Source organism: Clostridium sp., from assembly GCF_036569345.1.
Classification (GTDB): Bacteria; Bacillota; Clostridia; order Clostridiales; family Clostridiaceae; genus Clostridium_AD.
In genome coordinates this window covers 11,906-34,646 of record NZ_DATCQT010000103.1, presented here as the reverse complement: position 1 = coordinate 34,646, position 22,741 = coordinate 11,906, and the positions used below count along the sequence as shown (strand labels likewise).

At 31.2% G+C, this 22,741-nt stretch carries 18 protein-coding genes and 1 riboswitch; of the genes, 17 read left to right on the top strand and 1 reads right to left on the bottom strand.

What is annotated here, in order from left to right; genetic code table 11:
- The 10 genes from VIM70_RS10120 to purD form a co-directional block, all read left to right on the top strand.
- On the top strand, positions 1 to 970 hold a 970-nt coding region (locus VIM70_RS10120), incomplete at its 5' end, for a DegT/DnrJ/EryC1/StrS family aminotransferase (protein WP_331945634.1).
- A 40-nt stretch (positions 971 to 1,010) separates the two neighbouring features.
- Positions 1,011 to 1,670 (top strand): acetyltransferase, encoded by a 660-nt coding sequence (locus VIM70_RS10115; RefSeq protein ID WP_331945633.1) that lies wholly within the window; start codon positions 1,011 to 1,013, stop codon positions 1,668 to 1,670.
- A gap of 753 nt (positions 1,671 to 2,423) precedes the next feature.
- Entirely contained in the window at positions 2,424 to 6,218 is a 3,795-nt protein-coding gene (locus VIM70_RS10110) for a phosphoribosylformylglycinamidine synthase (RefSeq protein ID WP_331945632.1), read from the top strand.
- A 141-nt stretch (positions 6,219 to 6,359) separates the two neighbouring features.
- A riboswitch (purine riboswitch) is annotated at positions 6,360 to 6,459 on the top strand.
- A 186-nt stretch (positions 6,460 to 6,645) separates the two neighbouring features.
- Positions 6,646 to 7,125, top strand: a complete 480-nt coding sequence (purE, locus tag VIM70_RS10105; RefSeq protein ID WP_331945631.1) for a 5-(carboxyamino)imidazole ribonucleotide mutase — start codon at positions 6,646 to 6,648, stop codon at positions 7,123 to 7,125.
- A gap of 53 nt (positions 7,126 to 7,178) precedes the next feature.
- Positions 7,179 to 7,886, top strand: coding sequence for a phosphoribosylaminoimidazolesuccinocarboxamide synthase (gene purC / locus VIM70_RS10100; protein WP_331945630.1), 708 nt, complete (start codon positions 7,179 to 7,181; stop codon positions 7,884 to 7,886).
- A gap of 56 nt (positions 7,887 to 7,942) precedes the next feature.
- Positions 7,943 to 9,376, top strand: coding sequence for an amidophosphoribosyltransferase (gene purF, locus VIM70_RS10095; RefSeq protein ID WP_331945629.1), 1,434 nt, complete (start codon positions 7,943 to 7,945; stop codon positions 9,374 to 9,376).
- Positions 9,377 to 9,385: 9 nt separating this feature from the next.
- Positions 9,386 to 10,384: a phosphoribosylformylglycinamidine cyclo-ligase gene (purM, locus tag VIM70_RS10090; RefSeq protein ID WP_331945628.1), complete on the top strand. Its 999-nt coding sequence runs from the start codon at positions 9,386 to 9,388 to the stop codon at positions 10,382 to 10,384.
- On the top strand, positions 10,372 to 10,995 hold the full coding sequence (gene purN, locus VIM70_RS10085) for a phosphoribosylglycinamide formyltransferase (protein ID WP_331945627.1): 624 nt from the start codon (positions 10,372 to 10,374) through the stop codon (positions 10,993 to 10,995). The genes purM and purN overlap by 13 nt, the downstream gene beginning before the upstream one ends.
- A complete protein-coding gene (purH, locus tag VIM70_RS10080; RefSeq protein ID WP_331945626.1) occupies positions 10,995 to 12,497 on the top strand; it encodes a bifunctional phosphoribosylaminoimidazolecarboxamide formyltransferase/IMP cyclohydrolase in 1,503 nt (500 codons plus the stop codon). Before purN ends, purH begins: the two co-directional genes overlap by 1 nt.
- A gap of 120 nt (positions 12,498 to 12,617) precedes the next feature.
- Entirely contained in the window at positions 12,618 to 13,868 is a 1,251-nt protein-coding gene (gene purD, locus VIM70_RS10075) for a phosphoribosylamine--glycine ligase (protein ID WP_331945625.1), read from the top strand.
- A 52-nt stretch (positions 13,869 to 13,920) separates the two neighbouring features.
- Here purD and VIM70_RS10070 read toward each other — a convergent pair whose 3' ends face one another.
- Positions 13,921 to 14,673: a TSUP family transporter gene (locus tag VIM70_RS10070; RefSeq protein WP_331945624.1), complete on the bottom strand. Its 753-nt coding sequence runs from the start codon at positions 14,671 to 14,673 to the stop codon at positions 13,921 to 13,923.
- A gap of 303 nt (positions 14,674 to 14,976) precedes the next feature.
- Here VIM70_RS10070 and VIM70_RS10065 point away from each other — a divergent pair, with 303 nt between their 5' ends.
- The 7 genes from VIM70_RS10065 (at position 14,977) to VIM70_RS10035 (ending at position 22,739) form a co-directional block, all read left to right on the top strand.
- Positions 14,977 to 15,372 (top strand): RDD family protein, encoded by a 396-nt coding sequence (locus VIM70_RS10065; RefSeq protein WP_331945623.1) that lies wholly within the window; start codon positions 14,977 to 14,979, stop codon positions 15,370 to 15,372.
- A 17-nt stretch (positions 15,373 to 15,389) separates the two neighbouring features.
- The gene (rlmD, locus tag VIM70_RS10060) at positions 15,390 to 16,745 is read left to right on the top strand and encodes a 23S rRNA (uracil(1939)-C(5))-methyltransferase RlmD (RefSeq protein WP_331945622.1); all 1,356 of its coding nucleotides are present in this window, start codon (positions 15,390 to 15,392) and stop codon (positions 16,743 to 16,745) included.
- Between the two features lie 195 nt (positions 16,746 to 16,940).
- The gene (clcA, locus tag VIM70_RS10055; protein ID WP_331945621.1) at positions 16,941 to 18,527 is read left to right on the top strand and encodes a H(+)/Cl(-) exchange transporter ClcA; all 1,587 of its coding nucleotides are present in this window, start codon (positions 16,941 to 16,943) and stop codon (positions 18,525 to 18,527) included.
- A gap of 111 nt (positions 18,528 to 18,638) precedes the next feature.
- A complete protein-coding gene (locus tag VIM70_RS10050) occupies positions 18,639 to 18,836 on the top strand; it encodes a hypothetical protein (RefSeq protein ID WP_331945620.1) in 198 nt (65 codons plus the stop codon).
- A gap of 327 nt (positions 18,837 to 19,163) precedes the next feature.
- Positions 19,164 to 19,550, top strand: coding sequence for a hypothetical protein (locus VIM70_RS10045; protein ID WP_331945619.1), 387 nt, complete (start codon positions 19,164 to 19,166; stop codon positions 19,548 to 19,550).
- Between the two features lie 81 nt (positions 19,551 to 19,631).
- A complete protein-coding gene (mnmH, locus tag VIM70_RS10040) occupies positions 19,632 to 20,666 on the top strand; it encodes a tRNA 2-selenouridine(34) synthase MnmH (RefSeq protein ID WP_331945618.1) in 1,035 nt (344 codons plus the stop codon).
- A gap of 111 nt (positions 20,667 to 20,777) precedes the next feature.
- Positions 20,778 to 22,739: a DNA topoisomerase IV subunit B gene (locus tag VIM70_RS10035; protein WP_331945617.1), complete on the top strand. Its 1,962-nt coding sequence runs from the start codon at positions 20,778 to 20,780 to the stop codon at positions 22,737 to 22,739.
- Positions 22,740 to 22,741: the final 2 nt, after the last annotated feature.

Here is a 22,741-nt window from a genome sequence, read left to right as displayed (position 1 = left end):
AGAACTACAAAATAGATTGGAAAAATATTTAGGAATAAAGCATATACTCTTGGTTGCAAATGGAACAATAGCCCTTCAAATTGCCTATAGGCTTTTAGATATAAAAGGTGAAGCGATTACCACACCCTTTTCCTTTGTAGCGACCACTAGTAGTCAAGTATGGCAAGGTATAAATCCAGTTTTTGTAGATATAAACAAAGAAACCTTTAATATAGATTATAAAAAAATCGAAGAAAAAATTTCCAAAACTACTTCAGCTATAATTCCTGTCCATGTGTTTGGAAATGCCTGTGATGTAGAAAAAATAGATGAAATAGCAAAAAAATTTAATTTAAAAGTAATTTACGATGCTGCCCATGCTTTTGGAGTTAAATACAAAGGAAATAGTGTACTCAATTATGGAGATATATCTACCCTTAGTTTTCATGCCACTAAAATTTTCCATACTATAGAAGGGGGTGCACTTATAATAAATGATGATGAAATTTATGACAAGGCCACAAGAATAATTAATTTTGGAATAAGTGACTCAGAGCATATAAATGAGGTTGGAATTAACGGGAAGATGAATGAATTTGAAGCAGCCATGGGATTATGTGTATTGGATGATATTGATAAAATATTTGAAAAGAGAAAAAAACTATATGAAAACTATATGCACTTTTTAAGTGAAAATGTGATTAGACAAGAACAAAATATAAATAGCAACTTAAATTATTATTGTTTTCCCATAGTATTTAAAGATGAAGAAACCTTATTAAAAGTAAAAGAAGCCCTTGCAAGTGAAAATATTTATGCAAGGAGATATTTTTATCCATCTCTCAATGATTTACCCTATATAAAAGACAAAACTAATAAGGCACCAAATTCAGAGTTTGTTTCAAGCAGGATACTTTGCTTACCTCTGTACGATTCACTAGATTTAGAAATACAAAAAAATATTTTAAACATTATAAATACAATAGTCTAAATATTAAAAAATACTAGCAATATTTTAGGAGATGTTTGTTTTGAATATTATTGTTATTGGTTCTTCAGGACATGCAAAAGTTGTAATTGATAGTATTGAAAAAGAAAATAAATATGAAATTATTGGATTGCTAGACAGATTTAAAGAAGTCGGTTCTAGCTCCTTTGGATATAAAATAATTGGAAAAGAAGAAGATTTACAGAATTTAATAAAAACGTATAAAATAGAGGGTGGTATTATTGCAATTGGAGATAATTTTATTAGATATACTGTTTATGATAAAATTTCACAAATTATCCCACAGTTTAACTTTATTAAAGTAATTCATCCTTCTGCACAAATAGCCAGGAATGTACTAATAGGAAAAGGCACGGTGATAATGGCCAATACTACTATAAGTAGTGAGGCGACAGTAGGCGATTTTTGTATAATTAATAATAATTCATCCTTAGATCATGACAGTAAAATGTTAGATTATTCAAGTTTAGCTCCAGGTTCATCTATTGGTGGAAATGTAAATATAGGTTTGTTTACAGCTGTTTCATTAGGTGTAAAAGTAATTCATGGAATAACAATTGGAGAGCATACTCTAATAGGAACTGGAGCCACTGTAATAAAAGATATTCCAAAGTACGTTGTAGCATATGGTACTCCAGCGAAAGTAATTCGAGGTAGAATCGCAGGGGAAAAATATTTATAAAATAAGGAATAGTTTATGTTAGTAAAAGAAGGGTGTATCAAAATGATTTAAAAATCATTTTAATACACCTCGTTTGTACCAGTTTTGGATATAAAAACAGACCCAGCACTATTGAATATTTGTTTCTAATAATCGTATTTTGGGAGCAATTTGATTATCAAAACCATACAAATCATTTATAGCCTTATAACCATTTTCACAAATATCCTTCAGATCTACCGGATTATTATAGTAATACTTCATCTATATGATATGTGCCTTAAGTAATCAATTTTTTTCTATAAATTGCTACTTATATTATATTAAATTACGATAATACTATTTTTATTAATATTTAATGTATTAAGTTAATTAAAATATAAGAGTCCCCATACTTTTTTATATTTTAGTTACTTACTACTTTATATATATATTTATTTTATAAACCATTGGTGATTAATTATTAGAAAAATTATCTTTTTGATAATGGGGCCCAATGATTTATGGAAATTGTATATAAGACAAAAAAGTAACATCTTTTGGAAAATCAAAGGATGTTACTTTTTAAATTAATCGATTTTGTTTCGGCTTATAAACTTACTTGTACAAAAAAACTTTATAGCTAGTGTTTTTTGTTGTTTTGAAAAATATAAATTTTTATTGTAAATATACTTTTATATTTAGGCATTATACATTATAATCTTAGTATAACGAATTATAAAAGGTATTTAATGTTTAATATTCGTATAAATTAAATTTCAGGAGGTAATAATCATGGAAAATAAGATATATAGGTTATATGTAGAGAAAAAAGCGAACTATGATGTTGAAGGTAAAAAGATATTGGAAGATATTAAAATAAATTTAGGAATTACGAACCTTAAAGGGCTTAGGTTAGTAAATAGATATGACATTATGGGAATATCCAAGGAGCAGTATCTTAAATCAAGGAATACAATATTTTCAGAACCTACAGTTGATGAGGTTTATGATGAGGAACTAAATACCGAGGTTTCTGAGATTGTATTTGCTATTGAATTTTTACCAGGTCAATATGATCAGAGGGCAGATTCAGCTGCTCAATGTATACAAATTTTAACTCAAAAGGATAAACATATAGTTAAAACTGCAAGAGTTATTATATTAAAGGGAGATATCACAAAAGAGGAATTACATAAGATTAAAGATTATTGCATAAATGCCGTAGACTCTAGAGAAGCAAGTTTAGAAAAATACAAGGATTTACAGAAAGATTTTAATGAGGCAGAGCAGGTAAAAATAATAGAATTTTTTATTAATATGAATGACATGGAGCTAGAAGAATTCCTAAAAAGTAATGGGCTTGCTATGAGTTTTGAGGATTTAAAATATTGTAGAAGTTATTTTAAAGAGACAGAAAAGAGAAATCCAACTATAACGGAAATAAAAGTTATAGATACTTATTGGTCAGATCACTGTAGACACACAACTTTTAATACTGTAATTGAGGATGTATGTTTTGAAGATGGTAAATATTCTAAACCAATTAAAATGGCTTATAAAGAATATTTAGATACTAGAGACTTTGTTTATGGTACGACTACTCGAGATATAACACTTATGGATATGGCTATTATTGGTATGAAAGATTTAAGGAAACAAGGAAAATTAAAAGACCTTGATGTTTCAGACGAAATAAACGCATGCAGCATAATAGTTACCGCTGATATTGATGGAGAAAAGGAAAAATGGCTTGTAATGTTTAAAAATGAAACACATAATCATCCTACTGAAATAGAACCTTTTGGTGGCGCAGCTACTTGTCTTGGTGGATCAATAAGAGATCCACTATCAGGTAGAAGTTATGTGTATCAGGCAATGCGTGTTACAGGATCCGGTGATCCAAGAACAAAAATTTCGGATACAATAAAAGGTAAACTTCCTCAAAGAAAAATAACACTTGAAGCTGCTCATGGATTTAGTTCTTATGGAAATCAAATAGGACTTGCAACAGGACTTGTTAATGAGGTTTATGATGAAGATTTTGTTGCTAAAAGAATGGAAGTAGGAGCAGTTATTGGAGCAGTGCCTTACAAGAACGTAGTAAGGGAAACACCAATAGCGTCTGACGTAGTTGTACTTCTTGGTGGTAAAACAGGCCGTGATGGGTGTGGAGGAGCTACAGGGTCATCTAAGCAACATAGTGAAAGCTCAATACTAACTTCAGGAGCAGAGGTTCAAAAGGGCAACGCACCTACAGAGAGAAAAATTCAAAGATTATTTAGAAATCCTAAAGTTACATCACTTATAAAAAGATGTAATGATTTTGGTGCTGGTGGTGTATCAGTAGCTATTGGTGAACTTGCAGATGCACTTATAATAAATTTAGATGCGGTACCTAAAAAATACGAGGGACTTGATGGTACAGAGCTTGCTATATCAGAATCTCAAGAACGTATGGCCGTTGTTGTTAGCAAAGGCGATGTTGATGTATTTATAAAACTAGCCCAGGAAGAAAATTTGGAGGCTACACCAGTAGCTTTAATAACTGATGATAATAGGCTTAAAATGGTATGGAAAGGGGAAACTATTGTTGATGTAAGTAGAAGTTTCTTAGATACTAATGGAGTAAAGCAGAGAACTAATATAAAAGTATCAGCACCAAAAGAGAATGAATACTATTTCGAAAAAAGTGCGAAAAAAAGTTTAGATGGATTAAAATCTGTAAAAGATTTATGGAATTCTACTCTATCAGACTTAAATGTTTGTAGTCAAAGGGGCCTTGCAGGAAGGTTTGATAGCACTATTGGAGCAGGAACAGTGCTTATGCCTTTTGGTGGAAAGTTTCAAAAGACACCAACTCAGTCTATGGTAGCAAAACTTCCTATACTTAAAGGAGATACCAATACAGGTACAATAATGGCGTATGGATACAATCCCAAGTTATCAAAATGGAGTCCTTTCCATGGAGCAGCCTATGCAGTAATAGATTCTGTAACAAAGGTAGTAGCTAGTGGTGGGGATTATGAAAATATTAAATTGACTTTCCAAGAGTACTTTGAAAAACTGTCGAAAGAACCTAGTAAATGGGGCAAACCATTTTCATCACTTTTAGGAGCTTTTCGTGTGCAAAAAGAATTTAGTATAGCAGCTATTGGAGGAAAAGATAGCATGTCAGGTACATTTAATGATATGAATGTACCACCAACTTTGGTATCATTTGCGGTAGATGTTATAAACACAGACAAGGTTATATCACCAGAATTTAAAAAGAGTGATAGTCAGGTTGTTTTAATTAATGTTAACACTTGCGAAGATGGATTGCCTGATTTTGAAAAACTACGTGTTAACTTTAAATTAGTAAAGACGTTAATAGATAGTGGAAGTGTTTTATCAACATATGCAGTTGGAATGGGAGGTCTTTCAGAGGCTATATCAAAAATGTGTTTTGGCAATAACATAGGATTTAGCTTTAATGATGATATTGAGGTAGAGGGTTTATTTAAAGAGAGTTATGGATGTATAGTTATGGAAATAGATAATGATAAGCTTCATGAGTTAACTAAAAAGAACTCAAATGTTAAGCTACTTGGACATACGATAGCAGAACCTTTTATCAAAGTCTTAGGTGAAACTATTAGTTTAGAAGAAGCGTTAAGTAATTGGGAAGGACCTTTAGAAAGTGTATTTAGTACAAAAGTAAATAATACAAAAACAGTTAGTTTAATTGATCAAATATATGTAAGCAATGAAAATTCAAAAGTAAAATCAGTACCAGCTATTAAAATAGCGAAACCTAGAGTTATAATTCCAGTGTTTCCAGGTACTAATTGTGAATATGATTCCATGAAAGCCTTTGAGAGGGCTGGAGCTGAAGTTGAAATCATGGTAATAAAGAATCTAACCTCAAGACAGATTGAGGAATCTATAAAAGTTATAGCAGAGAAGATTAGAAATTCTCAAATCGTTATGCTACCAGGTGGATTTAGTGCTGGTGATGAACCAGATGGTTCTGGTAAATTTATAGCTACATTTTTTAGAAATCCAATAATACGTGAAAGCATTAATGAATTATTAGAACAGAGAGATGGATTGATGCTAGGAATATGCAATGGGTTCCAAGCCTTGATAAAACTTGGATTACTTCCATACGGAAAAATAACGGAAATAACTGAAAATAGTCCGACTTTAACGTATAATGAAATTGGAAGACATATATCCTGTATGGTACAAACTAAAGTAGTTTCAACGTTATCACCTTGGCTTAATAATTTAAAAGTGGGAGATTTGCACTGCATCCCAGTATCACACGGAGAAGGTAGATTTGTAGCAAATGATGATGTGATTAAAAAATTATTTGAATGTGGTCAAGTAGCTACTCAATACGTAGATTTTAACGGAATTCCAAGTTATGATATAAACTTTAATCCAAATGGTTCAATGCATGCTATTGAAGGAATAACTAGTTTGGATGGAAGGATTTTTGGAAAAATGGGTCACTCTGAAAGAGTAGGCTTAAATATAGGAAAAAATATCATTGGTTCAAAGGATCAAAAATTATTTGAAGCAGGAGTAAATTATTTTAAATAAAATACGAACAATATTTTTAAATAAAGTAATTAGATGTGTATATATAGATATAAACACGAACAATGATGCTAACATTAATATTAATGTATTGACTTAGTGAGAAATGGATGGTAACATTAAAATATAAATTAACAAAAAAAACAAAAGAATAATTAGTTCATCGATATATTTCTGGGGATAAGGCCTAGAAGTTTCTACGAGAGGCCGTTAACTTCTCACTATTGGTGAATCTTGAATTGACTTTTTGAAATGGGATAATTATTAGCCACATGCAAGTAAATAGACTAATAAACTTTTTTACTATTTATTTTCATGTGCCATATCCCTTTAATTCAGGATTACACCATTAAAATATCTTTATATGGTGTAATCTTTTTTTTATTGGTAATTATAAAGGTTGAATACTTTATTTATGTAGGAGGTAACAATGAAAGTAGGAATTATTTTTGGAAGTAAATCAGATATTGATATAATGAAAAATGCTGCAATAGCACTTAAGGAATTTGAAATAGATTATGAAGTACATATTCTCTCAGCTCATAGAGTACCAGAGAAATTAACACAAGTAATTAGGGAAATGGAAAATAGAGGTGTGGAATGCATAATAGCAGGAGCAGGTCTTGCAGCACATCTTCCAGGCGTCATTGCATCTCAGACGGTACTTCCGGTGATTGGAGTACCAATTAAGGCTGCTCTCGGAGGCATTGATTCATTACTTTCTATCGTTCAAATGCCAAAAGCCATTCCTGTTGCTACAGTAGGGATAAATAATAGTTATAATGCTGGAATGCTTGCAGTTCAAATTTTATCACTTAAATATTTAGAACTTAAAGATAAATTAATCAAGTATAGAGAAGAAATGAAAGAAAAATTTATATCAGAGAATGAAGAAAAATTTGAATTTTAAGATGAAATTAAAGTATAAGCGTTACAAATTAAAATATTAAGGAGTGTTTATAAATGGGAGAATCAGTATTGCTATATGAGGGAAAAGCTAAAAAAATGTTCAGTACAGACAATAAAGATGAAATTAGGGTATATTTTAAAGATGATGCAACAGCACTTAATGGACTTAAAAAGGCTCAAATTGAGAAAAAGGGGATTCTAAATAACAGTATAACTACAATGCTGTATGAATTATTAGAGAAAAAAGGTATAAAAACTCACTTTATTAAAAAACTAAGTGATAGAGAACAACTTTGTAAAAAGTGTGAGATAGTTCCTCTAGAAGTAATTATAAGAAATGTTGCAGCTGGTAGCATGGCGAAACGTTATGGAATACAAGAAGGAACTAAGTTAAAAACAACAGTGTTTGAATTAAGTTACAAAAATGATGAATTAGGTGATCCACTTATAAACGATTCTCATTCAGTAGCCATGGGACTTGCTACTTTTGAAGAATTAGGAGATATATATAAAATGGCTTCAAAAATTAATGATATTCTAAAAGAACTTTTTCTTGAAAAAGGAATTAATTTAATAGATTTTAAAATAGAATTTGGAAGATTTAATGGAGAAATAATTTTGGCTGATGAAATATCACCTGATACTTGTAGATTTTGGGATGTTAAAACTGGAGAAAAATTGGACAAAGATAGATTCAGAAGAGATTTAGGTAATGTTACAGAAGCTTACGAAGAAATATTAAGTAGAATTAATCAAAAATAAGAATACTAAGAAACATACAGTGAAGAATAAAAGTAACATAACGAGGAGGGATTTCTTTGAATGCAGTTATAGAATCAAATGAAGTAATTATTAAGGACGAAGATAAGTTTAAAGATGAATGCGGTGTTTTTGGGATTTTCTCGCCAGACAAAGACTTAGATGTTGCGACGTTAACTTATTATGGACTTTATGCTCTTCAACATAGGGGTGAAGAAAGTGCTGGAATAGTATTTTCTGATGGAGTTAACCTTACTTGTGAAAAGGCTATGGGACTTGTATGTGATGTTTTTAATGAAAAAAAGCTTAAAGAGATGAAGGGGCAAGCAGCAATTGGTCATGTTAGATATTCAACTACTGGATGTAGTGAAGTTAAAAATGCACAGCCACTTTTAAGTAAATCAAAACTAGGTGACATAGCTATAGCTCATAATGGGAATTTAGTAAACGCTGAAGTAATAAGAGACTTGCTTGAGGACTGCGGATACATGTTTCAAACATCAATAGATTCAGAAGTTATTTTAAACTTAATTGCTAGAGGTGCAAAAAAAGGAATGGAAAAGGCTGTAGTGGATGCAATACAAGCTGTTAAAGGTTCTTATGGAATAGTTATGCTAACAAAGAACAAACTAATAGGCGTTAGAGATCAAAACGGTATTAGGCCTCTTTGCATAGGAACAATAGGAAATAGTTATGTTATTGCATCGGAAAGTTGCGCATTAGATGCAGTAGGTGCAGACTTTCTAAGAGATGTGAAACCTGGTGAGATAGTAATAATAGATGAAAATGGACTTCAATCCATAAATTTTGCAGAAAAAACTAAAAATGCAACCTGCTCATTTGAGTATATATATTTCGCAAGACCAGACAGTACTATTGATGGAATTAATGTTTATACTTCAAGAGTGGCAGCTGGAGAACAGTTATTTAAAGAATCACCAGTTGACGCAGATATGGTTATAGGGGTTCCAGATTCAGGACTTGCTGCAGCAATTGGTTATTCTAAGAGCTCTGGAATACCTTTTGGAATAGGTCTTATAAAAAATAGGTACGTGGGGAGAACATTTATAAGCCCAACTCAAGAAATTCGTGAGAGAGCAGTTTCCGTAAAATTAAATGCATTAAAGATAAATGTAGAAGGTAAAAGAGTTATACTTATAGATGATTCAATAGTTAGAGGAACCACCAGCAAAAGATTAGTTGACATATTAAAAAAAGCTGGAGCAAAAGAAGTTCATTTTAGGGTTTGTTCACCAGTAGTAAAATATCCATGTTATTTTGGAATAGATACACCTTACAGAAAAGATTTAATTGGGTCTAATATTTCCGTTGAGGAAATTAGGCAAGAGATTGGTGCGGACAGCCTTGGGTACCTTAGCATAGATGGGTTACTAAAAACATTAGGTCATAATGAATTTTGTTTAGGTTGTTTTAATGGTACTTATCCAGTATCAGCTCCATATGAAAACGAAAAAGATAGATTTGAAAGGTAGGGGACATTTATGATAACTTATAAAGATGCAGGTGTTAACATTGAAGAAGGATACAAGTCAGTAAAACTTATAAAAGAATATGCCGCGGCAACATTTACTAAGGGTGTTTTAAATCATTTAGGAAGTTTTGCGGGTATGTTTGAAATAGGAGAGGGTTATAAAAATCCTATTTTAGTATCAGGTACTGATGGAGTAGGAACAAAACTTGATATAGCTTTTAGAATGAAAAAATATGACACTGTTGGTATTGACTGTGTTGCTATGTGCGTTAATGATGTTCTTTGCCATGGTGCAAAACCACTTTTCTTTTTAGACTACATAGCTTGTGGTAAATTGGACTCTGCGGTATCAGCACAACTTGTAAAAGGTGTAGCTGATGGATGTGTTCAATCGGGGTGTGCACTTATAGGCGGTGAAACTGCAGAAATGCCAGGTTTTTATAGAGATGGTGAATATGATATGGCAGGGTTTACAGTTGGTATAGTAGATAAGCACAAGATTATTGACGGTTCTGCTATAAAAGATGGTTATTCACTTATAGGAATTGAGTCATCAGGCCTTCACAGTAATGGATATTCCTTAGTTAGAAAATTAATACCTAATTTAGATGAAGATTTTAATGGGGATAAGATTGGTAAAACCCTTTTGACTCCAACAAAAATTTATGTAAAAACTATATTAAATCTTTTGGATAAATTTGATATAAAGGGTATGGCACATATAACAGGCGGTGGTTTTTATGAAAACATACCAAGAATGTTTAGTGACAAATTTACTGCAGTTATAGATAAAAATAGTTTTAATACTCCAGACATTTGTAAACATCTAATGTCTCTTGGAGTAACAGAAGAACATATGTTTAATACATATAATATGGGAATAGGATACGTATTATGTGTTGAAGATAAAGATGTTCAAAAGGTTATAAAAACTATCTCTGATTTAGGTGATAGAGCATATAAAATCGGTCATGTTGAAGCTGGGGGCGATGGAGTTTGCTTAAAATAGCCGTACTGATATCAGGAAGCGGAAGCAATCTTCAAGCTATAATAGATAATATAGAAAGTGGATACTTAAAATGCTCTATAAAAGCCGTAATTAGTGATAAAAAAGATGTTTATGGCATAGATAGAGCGAAATCTAAAAATATAGAAACATATGTGTTGGATAGAAAACAATATGGCACTGAGATTTCAAGTGAAATATTGAGGATTCTTGAAGGAAAAGTTGATTTAATAGTGCTTGCTGGATTTTTATCAATACTTCAAGGAGAACTTCTTAACCAATTTAAAAATAAAATTATTAATATTCATCCATCCCTAATACCATCCTTTTGTGGTGGCGGAATGTATGGTATTAAGGTTCATGAAAAAGCTATAGAGTACGGTGTTAAAGTTTCTGGGTGTACCGTTCACATTGTAGATGAAGAAACAGATGCAGGTCCTATTATAATTCAAAAGGTTGTAGAAGTTTATAGCGATGATTCGCCTAAAGATTTGCAACTAAGGATACTTGCCCAGGAACATATAGCATTATCAGAAGCTATTAAATTAATAAGTGAAAAAAAAATAAAAATTGTTGGAAGAAAAGTATTAACTATTGGAAAGGTGGAGAAATAATGATTAAAACAGCACTTATCAGTGTGTTTAATAAAGAAAATATTTTAGGCCTTGCAACATCCCTTCAGAATAATGGGGTAGAAATTATATCAACAGGTGGAACTTTTAAGTATTTAAAAGAAAATGGCATAAAAGTTTCGGAAATTTCTGATATTACTGGGTTTGAAGAGATACTAGATGGACGAGTTAAAACATTACATCCAGTTATCCATAGTGGAATCTTGGCAATAAGAGATAATAAGGAGCATATGGCAACTATCAAAGCTAAAGGAATAAATCCTATTGATATGGTAGTAGTAAATCTTTATCCTTTCTTTGATAAAGTAACAGAAGACATAAGCTTTGAGGAAAAAGTTGAATTTATTGATATCGGTGGTCCAACAATGCTTAGAGCAGCAGCTAAAAACTTCAAAGATGTTATTGTACTTAGTGACGTAGCAGATTATGAGAATATTATAAAAAAAATGGATGCAAAAGAAGAAGTGGAATTTGAAACAAGAAAATATCTAGCAGGTAAAGTGTTTAATTTAATATCTGCGTATGATGCAGCTATTAGCAATTTCTTACTAGGTGAGGATACATATTCGCAGTATCTTTCTGTTTCATATAAAAAACAAATGGATTTAAGATATGGTGAAAATCCGCATCAAAGTGCAGCCTATTACGTATCGGCAGCAGGAAATGGAGCAATGAAAAATACTTTGCAGTTACATGGCAAGGAATTATCTTATAACAATATAAAGGATATGGACATTGCATGGAAGGTTGTTTGTGAATTCGATGAAATTGCCTGTTGTGCGTTAAAACACAATACACCATGTGGAGTAGCTATAGGAAGTAGCGTACTTGATACATATAAAAAGGCATATGAGTGTGATCCTATGTCTATATTTGGCGGAATTGTTGCTTTTAATAAAAAAGTAGACAAAGAAACTGCAGAGGAACTTGTAAAGATATTTTTAGAGGTAGTTATTGCACCAGATTTTGATGATGATGCATTACTAGTTTTAAAAGGTAAAAAGAATTTAAGACTTATACAGTGTTTAAGCAAAGCTGAAGGAAAAACTAATATTGTTAATGTTGACGGCGGAATACTAGTACAAAGTTCAGATGATAAATTAATAGACGATATTAAAGTAGTTACAAAAAAGAGCCCAACAGATAACGAAATGAAGGATTTAATGTTTGCAATGACAGTGGTTAAATATGTTAAATCAAATGCTATTGTAATTGTTAAAGATGGAGTAACTAGAGGCATTGGTGCAGGTCAGGTAAATAGAATATGGGCAGCACAGCAAGCATTAGAAAGATCAGAAGAGGGTGGGGTAATGGCATCAGATGCATTTTTCCCATTTGGAGATGTTGTAGAACTAGCTGCGAAATATAACGTAAAATCTATTATTCAACCGGGCGGTTCTATTAAAGATGTACAATCAATAGATATGTGCGATAAAAATGGAATTTCTATGGTGTTTACGGGCGTTAGACATTTTAAACATTAGAAGTTACTTTAGTAGATAAAGCTACTTTAGTAGATAAAGCTACTTTAGTACCTGAATTCATGATGGAATAACCTAGTTATTCCATCAATTTTAATTTATATAGATAAAGGAGATGGATTTATGAAAGTGTTAATTATCGGATCTGGTGGGCGCGAACACGCTTTAGTGTCAAAAGTTGCAGAGAATTCTACAGTCTCGACTGTATATTGTGCTCCTGGCAATGGGGGTACAAGTAGGGAAAAAAAATGTGAGAATGTTAATATAAGTGAAATGGATGAACTTTTAACATTTGCGTTGAAAAACAAAATAGATTTCACAATAGTTGGATCAGAGGAATGGCTTGTAAAAGGAATTGTAGATAAGTTTAAAGAAAAAGGACTAAAAATATTGGGACCAAGCGCAAAAGCAGCAAAACTTGAGGGAAGTAAATCTTATTCTAAAGAATTTATGAAGAAATACGGTATAAAAACCGCAGCATATGAAGTTTTTGAAAATGAAAATCAAGCGTTAGAGTATTTAAAAAATTGCGAATATCCTATAGTAATAAAAGCAGACGGCTTGGCAGCAGGTAAAGGAGTAATTATCTGTAATGAGTTTGCAACGGCTAAAAAAAGCATAAATGATTTTATGGTATTAGATATATTTAAAGGTAGCGGTAAGAAAATTATAATTGAAGAATTTTTGGAAGGTGTAGAGGCATCTATATTATCTATAACAGATGGGAAAATTATAATTCCTTTTGTATCTTCAAAAGATCATAAACAGATATTTGACGCTGATAAAGGGCCTAATACGGGAGGTATGGGAGCTATAGCACCAAATCCATACTGTAATAAAGAGGTATTAGATGAATTTTATAAAAATATATTATTACCTACACTTAAGGGAATTCAAGAAGAAAAAATGGATTATACGGGGATAATATTTTTTGGGATAATGATAACTAAAAAAGGTGTATATTCACTTGAATATAATGTAAGATTCGGAGATCCAGAGACCCAAGCTGTTCTTCCACTTATGAAAAGTGATTTTACAGAGCTTGTTATTAGTGCATTGGATGGGGAACTTGAAAATTTTAACTTAGAATGGAAGGCCGGGCATTCTTGTTGCTTAATTGCTGCATCAAAGGGTTACCCTGGTAGCTATGATACAGGAATTGAAATACATGAACTAAATAAATTAAAAGGTAAGTTATTTATAGCAGGTGCAACAGTGAATGATGATATTATGAGAACAAATGGTGGAAGGGTTTTAGGAATAACAGGTTTTGGTGAAACATTAGAAAAAGCAAGAGAAATAGCTTATGAAGATATGAAAAAAATTCAGTTTGACGGAATGTATTATAGGAAAGATATCGGAAAATTAATATAACATAAAAAAGCAGATGAAACATAAATCATCTGCTTTCTTATGTAAGGAACATTTAGAAAAGTCCTGTAAGCATTTTTATAGCAACAGCTAAAGACATTGTTACAAATATAGGTTTTATAAGTCTTGAACCCTTGCTTAAAGCAACTGATGTGCCTATTTTAGCCCCTATAATCATAGATACTGCAACTGGTAATCCTAACATATAATTTATTTTGCCACTTATAGCAAATAAAATAAGAGCTGTAATATTGCTTACAAAGTTTAAAATTCGAGCATTAGCAGAGGAAGATACAAAGTTGAACCCGAAGATACTTATAAATCCAAAAACTAAGAACGAACCAGTTCCAGGACCGAAAAAGCCATCATAGAACCCTAGAAAAAGAGCAAGAAAAACGCCATAAATTATATTTATTTTAGTAAGTCCTTTAAACTTATCTTCTAGTCCCAAAGATTTTGAAAAAAGAGTATAAATTCCAATAAACATGATAAGAATTAGTACTAAGACATTTAGAAATTTTTGGTCTATATTTAGTACTGCTCTTACACCTAGCATTGAACCTAAAAATGTAAAGGGAATAAGATATTTTAAAAGCTTAAAATTAGCTTTTCCTGATTTTATAAATTGTAGAGAACTAGTAAAAGAACCAGCGGTGGCACTAAATTTATTAGTTCCAAGTACCATGTGAGCAGGTAGTCCTGCAAGCATAAAAGCAGGCACACTTATTAAACCACCTCCTCCAGCTATGGAATCTACAAAAGATGCTAGAAAACCAGCCAGACATAATAAAGCAATCTTAGTAATCATATAAATAACACCTACCTATTTTCAACAAATTTTAAAGTGAAACTAGAGCTGCACTTTTATTATAAGGGATTATCATTATAAATCAAAGAATTATAATGATATAGATAAAACTAATTCAAAATAAAAAAACTTTGTAAATAAATAGGCTATTTTTGGGATTTACTCAATAACCTATTGATTTATATGTCATAAATACGTATTATATATAGGTGGGAGTAAAAAAAATGGAGCATTTCTCTATTAGCGGAGTTAATAAAATAAATGTTATTAAAAGTAATAATACAATATGAAGGGGATTTGAAAATGTTAGAACAAAATGAAGTAAAGAAAAACGAAGAGATTATTGAAGAGTTAAATAATACAGACAATAAATCTGAAGCTAAAAATGAGGGAATAATTAAAGCGGATGCCAATAAAAAGGGACTTACATATGAAAATAAGACTTTAAAACCAAATTTTTTAGATACTTTAAAAGCTAGTCTTATAGATGTAATAATTATAGGTGTTGTATCAACAATAATAGTATTTGTGGCAGATGCTTTGCTAAAATTAACAGGATATGCTATAACTCAAAAGTTCCAAATGTCATTTATAATCTTTATGGTTGTTATGGTATTATACATGAGTATTATGGAAAGTGGAAAAACGTCTTCAACCTTTGGAAAAAAAGTAGCTGGACTAATTATTATAAAAAGATAGGAGTTTGAGAAAGCAATATGCAAAAAAGAAAAGAATATGAATTTTATATAGAAGAGTTAGAATTTCCATCACAAGGTATTGCTTTTCACGAAGGTGAAAAAGTTTTGATTAAAAATACATTGCCTGGTCAAAAGATAATTGGTAGAGTAGCAAAAAAGAAACAAGGATATGTAGAAGCTAAGCTTGTAAATATCATTGAGGATGTTGACTATAAAATTGAGCCTCAATGCAAAATCACGGAATTTTGTGGAGGATGTAGCCATCAATTTCTTTCTTATGAAAAACAATTAGAATTTAAAAAACAACAGGTGTTAAAATTGTTTGAACAAGCGGAAATAAAAGATTTCGAATTTTTGGGAATAGAAAAAAGTCCTGAGGTATTTGAATATAGAAATAAGATGGAATTTACCTTTGGTGATTTCCGAAAAGACGGAGAACTAACTTTAGGCATGCATACAAAAGGAAGAAGTTTTAGTATAGTTACTGTTGATGATTGTAGAATCGTAGATGTAGATTTTAGAGAAATCCTGAAAGTATCATTAGAATATTTTAGCGAGCTAAAATTACCACATTATAAGGTAATGGAGCATGCGGGATATTTAAGAAACTTAGTTATTAGAAAAGCTAAAAATACTGGTGAAATATTAGTGAATATTGTAACTACAACTCAAGTAGATTTAGATTTTAGTGAAATAACCACTAAACTTAAAGAATTAAAATGTGAAGGAACTATTACCGGAATAATACATACATTTAATGACTCATTATCAGATACGGTTCAAGCTGATAAAACTGAAATACTATACGGAAAAGATTATATTATTGAAAATATATTAGATCTTAAGTTTAAAATTAATCCTTTTGCATTTTTCCAAACTAATACAAAAGGAGCAGAAAAGCTTTATAGTTTAGTCAGAGATTTTTTAGGTGATTCAAAATCGAAAGTAGTTTTCGATTTATATTGTGGAACGGGAACTATAGGACAAATTGTTGCAGCTAAAGCAAAAAAAGTATTGGGAATTGAATTAATAGAAGAAGCAGTTGCAGCGGCTAATGAAAATGCAAAAATCAACGGATTAGATAATTGCGAGTTTATAGCAGGTGACATAGCAAAAGTTATAAAAGAGGTAAAGGATAAACCAGATAGCATTATACTAGATCCACCTAGAGCAGGTGTTCACCCTACAGCACTAGATTATGTTATAAAATTTGATGCGAAACACATAGTTTATGTTTCTTGTAACCCTAAAAGTCTAGTATTTGATTTGAGGGAAATAATTAATAGAGGATACAAGGTGAACAAGGTAATATTAATGGATATGTTCCCACATACACCTCATATTGAGACAATAGTTGATATAGTTAAGGTATAATTATGTTTATCAAGTGAATAATCATTAAAATAGGCTTAATTGCCACCCATTTGCCACCCTTAATTATTTTCGGGTGGCAATTATTTTTGCAAGTATACTAACATATGCGTACATATATATCATAATATCAAATTACATATTTTATAAAAAATAAAAAGATTATAAATAAAAAGTGTATTTAATGGAGGCAGCGAAATGGAAGTTAAAAACAAACACAATACCTATAATTCTTTGTTCAACTGGCGTAGCCTTAGATTAAAGCTCGTGTTTGAAGGAATTGGGGTAGGTATTATCACAGGTTTATTAATTGTATTGTATCGTTATACACTTGAAAAAGCAGGAATCCTTGTAACTTATATTTACAAAGCTATATCTATAAACCCTGTACTTCTTCTACCATGGATTGGCGTTTTAGTACTTATAGGATATATTGTAGGATTAATGGTTAAACATGAACCCATGATTAGTGGAAGTGGAATCCCTCAGGTAGAGGGAGTTTTACTTAGAAAACTTGATATGACCTGGTGGAAAGTCATAATTGGTAAATTTTTTGGCGGAGTGCTTACAATAGGATCAGGTCTTTCCTTAGGAAGAGAAGGCCCCTCGGTTCAATTAGGTGCTGCGGTTGGTCAAGGGTTTAGTAAGGTGTTTAAAAGAATAAAAATAGAAGAAAAATATCTCATGACAAGTGGAGCTAGTGCAGGATTATCTGCCGCGTTTAATGCGCCTTTAGCTGGAGCAATGTTTGCATTAGAGGAGGTTCACAAAAACTTCTCACCTTTAATTTTACTTTCAGCATTATCTGCGGCATTATCAGCTGATTTCGTTACAAGTAGTTTTTTGGGTCTAAAGCCGATTTTCACTATCAAAAATCTATCTATATTGCCACTAAAATTTTATTTATATATAATTATATTAGGGATTATTATTGGAGTCTTAGGAGTTTTATTTAACAAAATCATTTTGAAAACTCAAGATTTGTATGCTTCGCAAACCTGGCTCCCAAAAGAAATGAGAATAGTTGTACCATTGTTAATTTCAATTATACTTGGACTTTTGTTACCACAAGCTTTAGGCGGAGGACATGAACTTATAACATCATTATTTACAGATAACCCATCTTTAATAATTTTAGTTATCCTGATTTTTGTAAAATTTTTATTCACTATGGTAAGTTATGGATCAGGAGCACCTGGAGGTATATTTCTTCCGCTTCTTGCTATTGGGGCCTTAATAGGGAATATTTATGGAATTTCACTTGTACATTTTGCACATTTAAATAGTATGTATATTAACAACTTTATAATACTTGCAATGGCAGGATATTTTACAGCTGTAGTTAGAGCCCCTATTACTGGAATCATTCTACTTACTGAGATGACAGGTTCTTTTACTCAATTGCTTTCTTTATCTGTTGTATCTATTGTTGCATATATTGTGGCTGATATTTTAGCCTCAAAGCCTATTTATGAATCATTACTTGAAAAATTTTTACATAATCAAGGAGAAAAAATATCCTTTGGTAATAAGAAAAACAAGTCTATGTTAGAGTTTGTAGTTTGTATGGGATCAGACTTAGATGGAAAGCAGATTAAAGATGTCATTTGGCCATCTCATTGTTTATTAGTAGCAGTTAATCGAGGAAATCATGAGATACTTCCAACAGGAGCAACTGTTATTTTCCCTGGGGACTATCTGCTTGTACTTACTAATGAGGATAGAGTATCTAAAATAAATGATGCTCTAATAATAATGACGTCTAGTTGTGAAATTTTAAAGTAAGTATTTTAAGGAGAATTTATAATGAAAAAAAACTGATATAAAAAATCTTCAAGCATTTTATATCGTTTATCAATAACTATGAAGTAAGTTAAATTAAAAGGAGATGATATAGTGTTATTTGGAAATACTGCTTTAGCTGAATATAGGAAAACGGTAAAAGAAAATAACGAAGCTATAGTTAATAAGTGGAATCATTTTTCTAAAGTAGCAATACTGCGTAATTATGATTTATCAGATTTGTTTATACGAGCAATCGAAAGAGTTAATAAAAATTATAGGAAAAGTACTGAAACTATAATAAAGAAATAAGTGATGTAACAGGATTTAGTGTAGATAGATTTAATGGGCTGATATTACCTAATGTAGAATTTTGTCCGACTGTATGTGAAATAAGAATTCTTGAATGGTTGTTATCTTATGATATAAAGCACTTTCCACAGGAGTTAAAGGTAGATTAATATGAAGTGCAGGATAAGCTTAAAGATATTGGATATGTTAATAAATGTTCAAAAGTTATATTAAAAGGACAATAACTCACTAAAAATAAGAAAAGTTTTATAATTTAATTAAAAAATGTATCCTTTTTTATTTGAATGGCATATAAAGTAGTATAAATTCAAATAAGGAGGGGACGTTATGGTAGTGATAATTCTTCAATATGTTTTGCTTGTGCTTTTAGTAGCAGGACTTGGTTATTTAGCTTACTTATTAAAGGATAAAGATATAAATATTAAGGATGACTATTTTGGGTTTGATTATGTTATACTTGGTTCTTTAGATATCGTGGAATCTACAACTGAAAATTCCAAGAAGATTCTTAGAATTGTTTCAAAAGCTGTGCAATATGTAGAAACTAACTATGGAGATAGTGAAAACAACTTTAAAGAAGAAGAAGCTATAAAGTTAGTGAAAGATTCTATTATTTTGTTAAACTTGAAAAATAGTATAGACAAGGAAAGCCTAAAATATCTGGTAAGATTAGCAGCTGCATTATTGCCACCAACTAATAAAATAATTAATTGAATTATTTTTTTGATCGGCAGGAAAGTCTAACTTTGTCGGTCAATATTTTTATGAAAAAACAGTTAACTATGGAGGAATTTAATGTTAAAAACTATAGAATATAGAGAAGTTGAAGGAAACTATGTATTAGTTGACGTAAGAAGCCCAGGAGAATTCTGCGAGGCAACTATTAAAGGAGCAATTAACATACCCCTATTTGATGATGAAGAAAGAAAAGTCATTGGTACCGTTTATACTAGAGAAAGTGTTGAAAAAGCGAAAAGAATCGGCCTTGCAGTAGCTTCTACAAAATTACTCAATATTTATGATGAAATTAAAGAACTTGAAAAGAAATATGATAAAATTGTAATATTTTGTGCAAGAGGAGGAATGAGAAGTGGTGTACTTGGTATGTTACTTGGCTCATTGGGGGTAAATACAGAAAGAATAAAAGACGGATATAAAGGGTACAGAAGGTTTTTAATTGAAAATTTACCACGGCTTAATGATAAAGTTCAGTACATTGTGCTACATGGTAATACAGGTGTTGGAAAAACTGAAATACTTAAACAGTTAGAATGTGATGGATTTGATGTCTTAGACCTAGAGGGATTTGCTAACCATAGAGGATCACTTTTAGGAACAGTAGGACTTGGGAAAACTACTAGCCAAAAACAATTTGATTCTAAGATATATGATATGTTACGTGAATCTAAAACATCATTTGTGTTTATTGAAGCAGAAAGCAAACGATTAGGAAATACAACAATACCCGATTTTATATATGAGAAAATGAAGAAGGGTATACATATATTTGTGGATGCAGATATTGATTTTAGAACAGACCTTGTTATTAAAGAGTATACAAAACATAAAAATTGTAACCAAGAAATAATTGATTGTTTAAAAAGACTCGAAAAATATATTGGAGAAAAAAATGTTAGCATTTATTCGGAGTTAGTTTTAAAATCAGAATACCATGAAGTGGTAAGTGGACTTATGATAAAACATTATGATCCTATGTATACACATAGTTCAGATAATTATAATTATGAATTGAAAATTAAAGTAATAGACATAAAAACTGCCACTAAAGAAATAGAAAATTGGGTAAAAACCCTATACAAAAATAAATAATCTCTACAAAACAGAAACTAACGTTCTGTTTTTTTATTTAAATCTCTTTACCTTTTGTAAAGAAACGTATAAAATAACAAATGTGTGATAAAATTTTACTGGAGGATTTTTATGAGTTTTGAAAATGAAGAAATTCAAACATATGATGTAACAGACTTAACTTCTCTAGAAAAGCTAGAGCCTGTAAGAATAAGACCAGGAATGTACATAGGTTCTACAGGTAGCAAAGGTTTACATCACTGTATATGGGAGATTTTAGACAATTCCATTGATGAGATAGCTAATGGCTATGGCGATAAAGCTGAAATAATATTAAATAAAGATAAAAGTGTTACAATTATTGATAATGGCAGGGGGATTCCTACAGGAATGCACCCTATAAAACATAAATCTGGTGTAGAGATGGTATTTACTGAGCTTCACACTGGTGGAAAGTTTAATAATAAGAATTATAAAACTTCCGGGGGACTTCATGGTGTTGGAGCTGCGGTGGTAAATGCATTATCGGAATGGTTACAAGCTGAAATAAAACAAAAGGGTAAAATTTTTACTCAAAGATTTGAATATGCATACGATGATGAACTAAAAAGACTTATGCCAGGCACACCGGTGAGTACGCTTGAAATAGTAGGGGAGACAAAACAAACAGGGAGTAAAATCACTTTTATGCCAGATAAAAATGTATTTACAACTCTGGAATTCAACTCTGATTTTATAGATGAAAGATTACAAGAATTAGCATTTCAAAATAAAGGGATTACATTAGTATTTAACGATAAGAGAAAAGATGGAAACGAAGTGAAGGAGTATCACTCTGAACGTGGTCTTCTGGATTTTATTGATTATCTAAATGAAAGCAAGACTCTCCTACACAAGGAACCTATATTCTTTCAAGGAGAAAAAGAGATAAATGGAATACAATTATACGGAGAAGTATGTATGCAATTTACTGATTCTACTACAGAATACATTGCTAGCTACGTTAATAATATACCAACTACAGAATCTGGAACTCATGAAACTGGATTTAAAACAGGAATGACAAGGGCTTTTAAAGAAGGTGCTAAAAAACTTAATCTTATAAAAGAGAAAGATAAAGATAAAGAATTTGAGGGTGACGATTTAAGAGAAGGTATGACAGCAATAGTAAGAATTAAAATAAGTAACCCAATTTTTGAAGGCCAAACTAAAAGCAAACTAGGGAATAATGAAGCCTATAGCATGATGAATGAATTGTGTTATGTTAAAATTCTAGAATGGATAGAAGACAACAAAGATATGGCTACGAACATTATAAACAATGCTGTTTCTGCTGCATCAAGACGGGACAAAATAAAAAAAATAAATGAAGCTGAAAGAAAAAAAGTAGGTAAGGGAGCTTCACCTCTTGCAGGAAAGATTGCAGTATGTACACTAAAAGATTCCGAATTCACAGAATTTATAGTAGTTGAAGGAGACTCAGCTGGTGGAAGTGCTAAGCAAGCTAGGGATAGAAGATTCCAAAGTATAATGCCATCTAAAGGTAAAATTATGAATACAGAAAAGCAAAAGCTAGAAAATGTATTAGCTAGTGAAGAACTAAAGATCTTCAACACAGCCATAGGCACAGGAGTTTTAGACAATTATCATGAAAAAGATTTAAAATATGGTAAGATAATTATTCTAAGCGATGCGGATGTTGATGGATATCATATCAGAACATTATGGATGACTTTTATTTATAGATATATGAGGCCACTAATTGCAAATGGTCATCTTTATATGGGAATGCCTCCACTTTATAAGGTTTATAAGAATACTAAAAACGGTGAAGTGGCGAAATATGCTTATAGTGATGAGCAATTAGCTAAGACGAAAAAAGAAATTGGAAAAGGGGCTTTTATTCAAAGATATAAGGGACTTGGAGAAATGAATCCAGATCAACTTTGGGAAACTACGTTAAACCCAATTACTAGGACATTACAGCAGGTTACTATAGAAGATGCAGCAAAAGCAGAGAAGATGGTTTCACTTTTAATGGGCGATGTAGTTGCACCAAGAAAAAATTACATGTATAAATATGCTGAGTTCTAGGA

Excerpts from the sequence above, each read along its gene's own strand:
- VIM70_RS10110 (WP_331945632.1), top strand. The coding sequence starts at position 2,424 with ATGGAAAATAAGATATATAGGTTATATGTAGAGAAAAAAGCGAACTAT.
- purE (WP_331945631.1), top strand. The coding sequence starts at position 6,646 with ATGAAAGTAGGAATTATTTTTGGAAGTAAATCAGATATTGATATAATG.
- purC (WP_331945630.1), top strand. The coding sequence starts at position 7,179 with ATGGGAGAATCAGTATTGCTATATGAGGGAAAAGCTAAAAAAATGTTC.
- purM (WP_331945628.1), top strand. The coding sequence starts at position 9,386 with ATGATAACTTATAAAGATGCAGGTGTTAACATTGAAGAAGGATACAAG.
- purH (WP_331945626.1), top strand. The coding sequence starts at position 10,995 with ATGATTAAAACAGCACTTATCAGTGTGTTTAATAAAGAAAATATTTTA.
- purD (WP_331945625.1), top strand. The coding sequence starts at position 12,618 with ATGAAAGTGTTAATTATCGGATCTGGTGGGCGCGAACACGCTTTAGTG.
- VIM70_RS10070 (WP_331945624.1), bottom strand. The coding sequence starts at position 14,673 with ATGATTACTAAGATTGCTTTATTATGTCTGGCTGGTTTTCTAGCATCT.
- VIM70_RS10065 (WP_331945623.1), top strand. The coding sequence starts at position 14,977 with ATGTTAGAACAAAATGAAGTAAAGAAAAACGAAGAGATTATTGAAGAG.
- rlmD (WP_331945622.1), top strand. The coding sequence starts at position 15,390 with ATGCAAAAAAGAAAAGAATATGAATTTTATATAGAAGAGTTAGAATTT.
- clcA (WP_331945621.1), top strand. The coding sequence starts at position 16,941 with ATGGAAGTTAAAAACAAACACAATACCTATAATTCTTTGTTCAACTGG.
- VIM70_RS10045 (WP_331945619.1), top strand. The coding sequence starts at position 19,164 with ATGGTAGTGATAATTCTTCAATATGTTTTGCTTGTGCTTTTAGTAGCA.
- mnmH (WP_331945618.1), top strand. The coding sequence starts at position 19,632 with ATGTTAAAAACTATAGAATATAGAGAAGTTGAAGGAAACTATGTATTA.
- VIM70_RS10035 (WP_331945617.1), top strand. The coding sequence starts at position 20,778 with ATGAGTTTTGAAAATGAAGAAATTCAAACATATGATGTAACAGACTTA.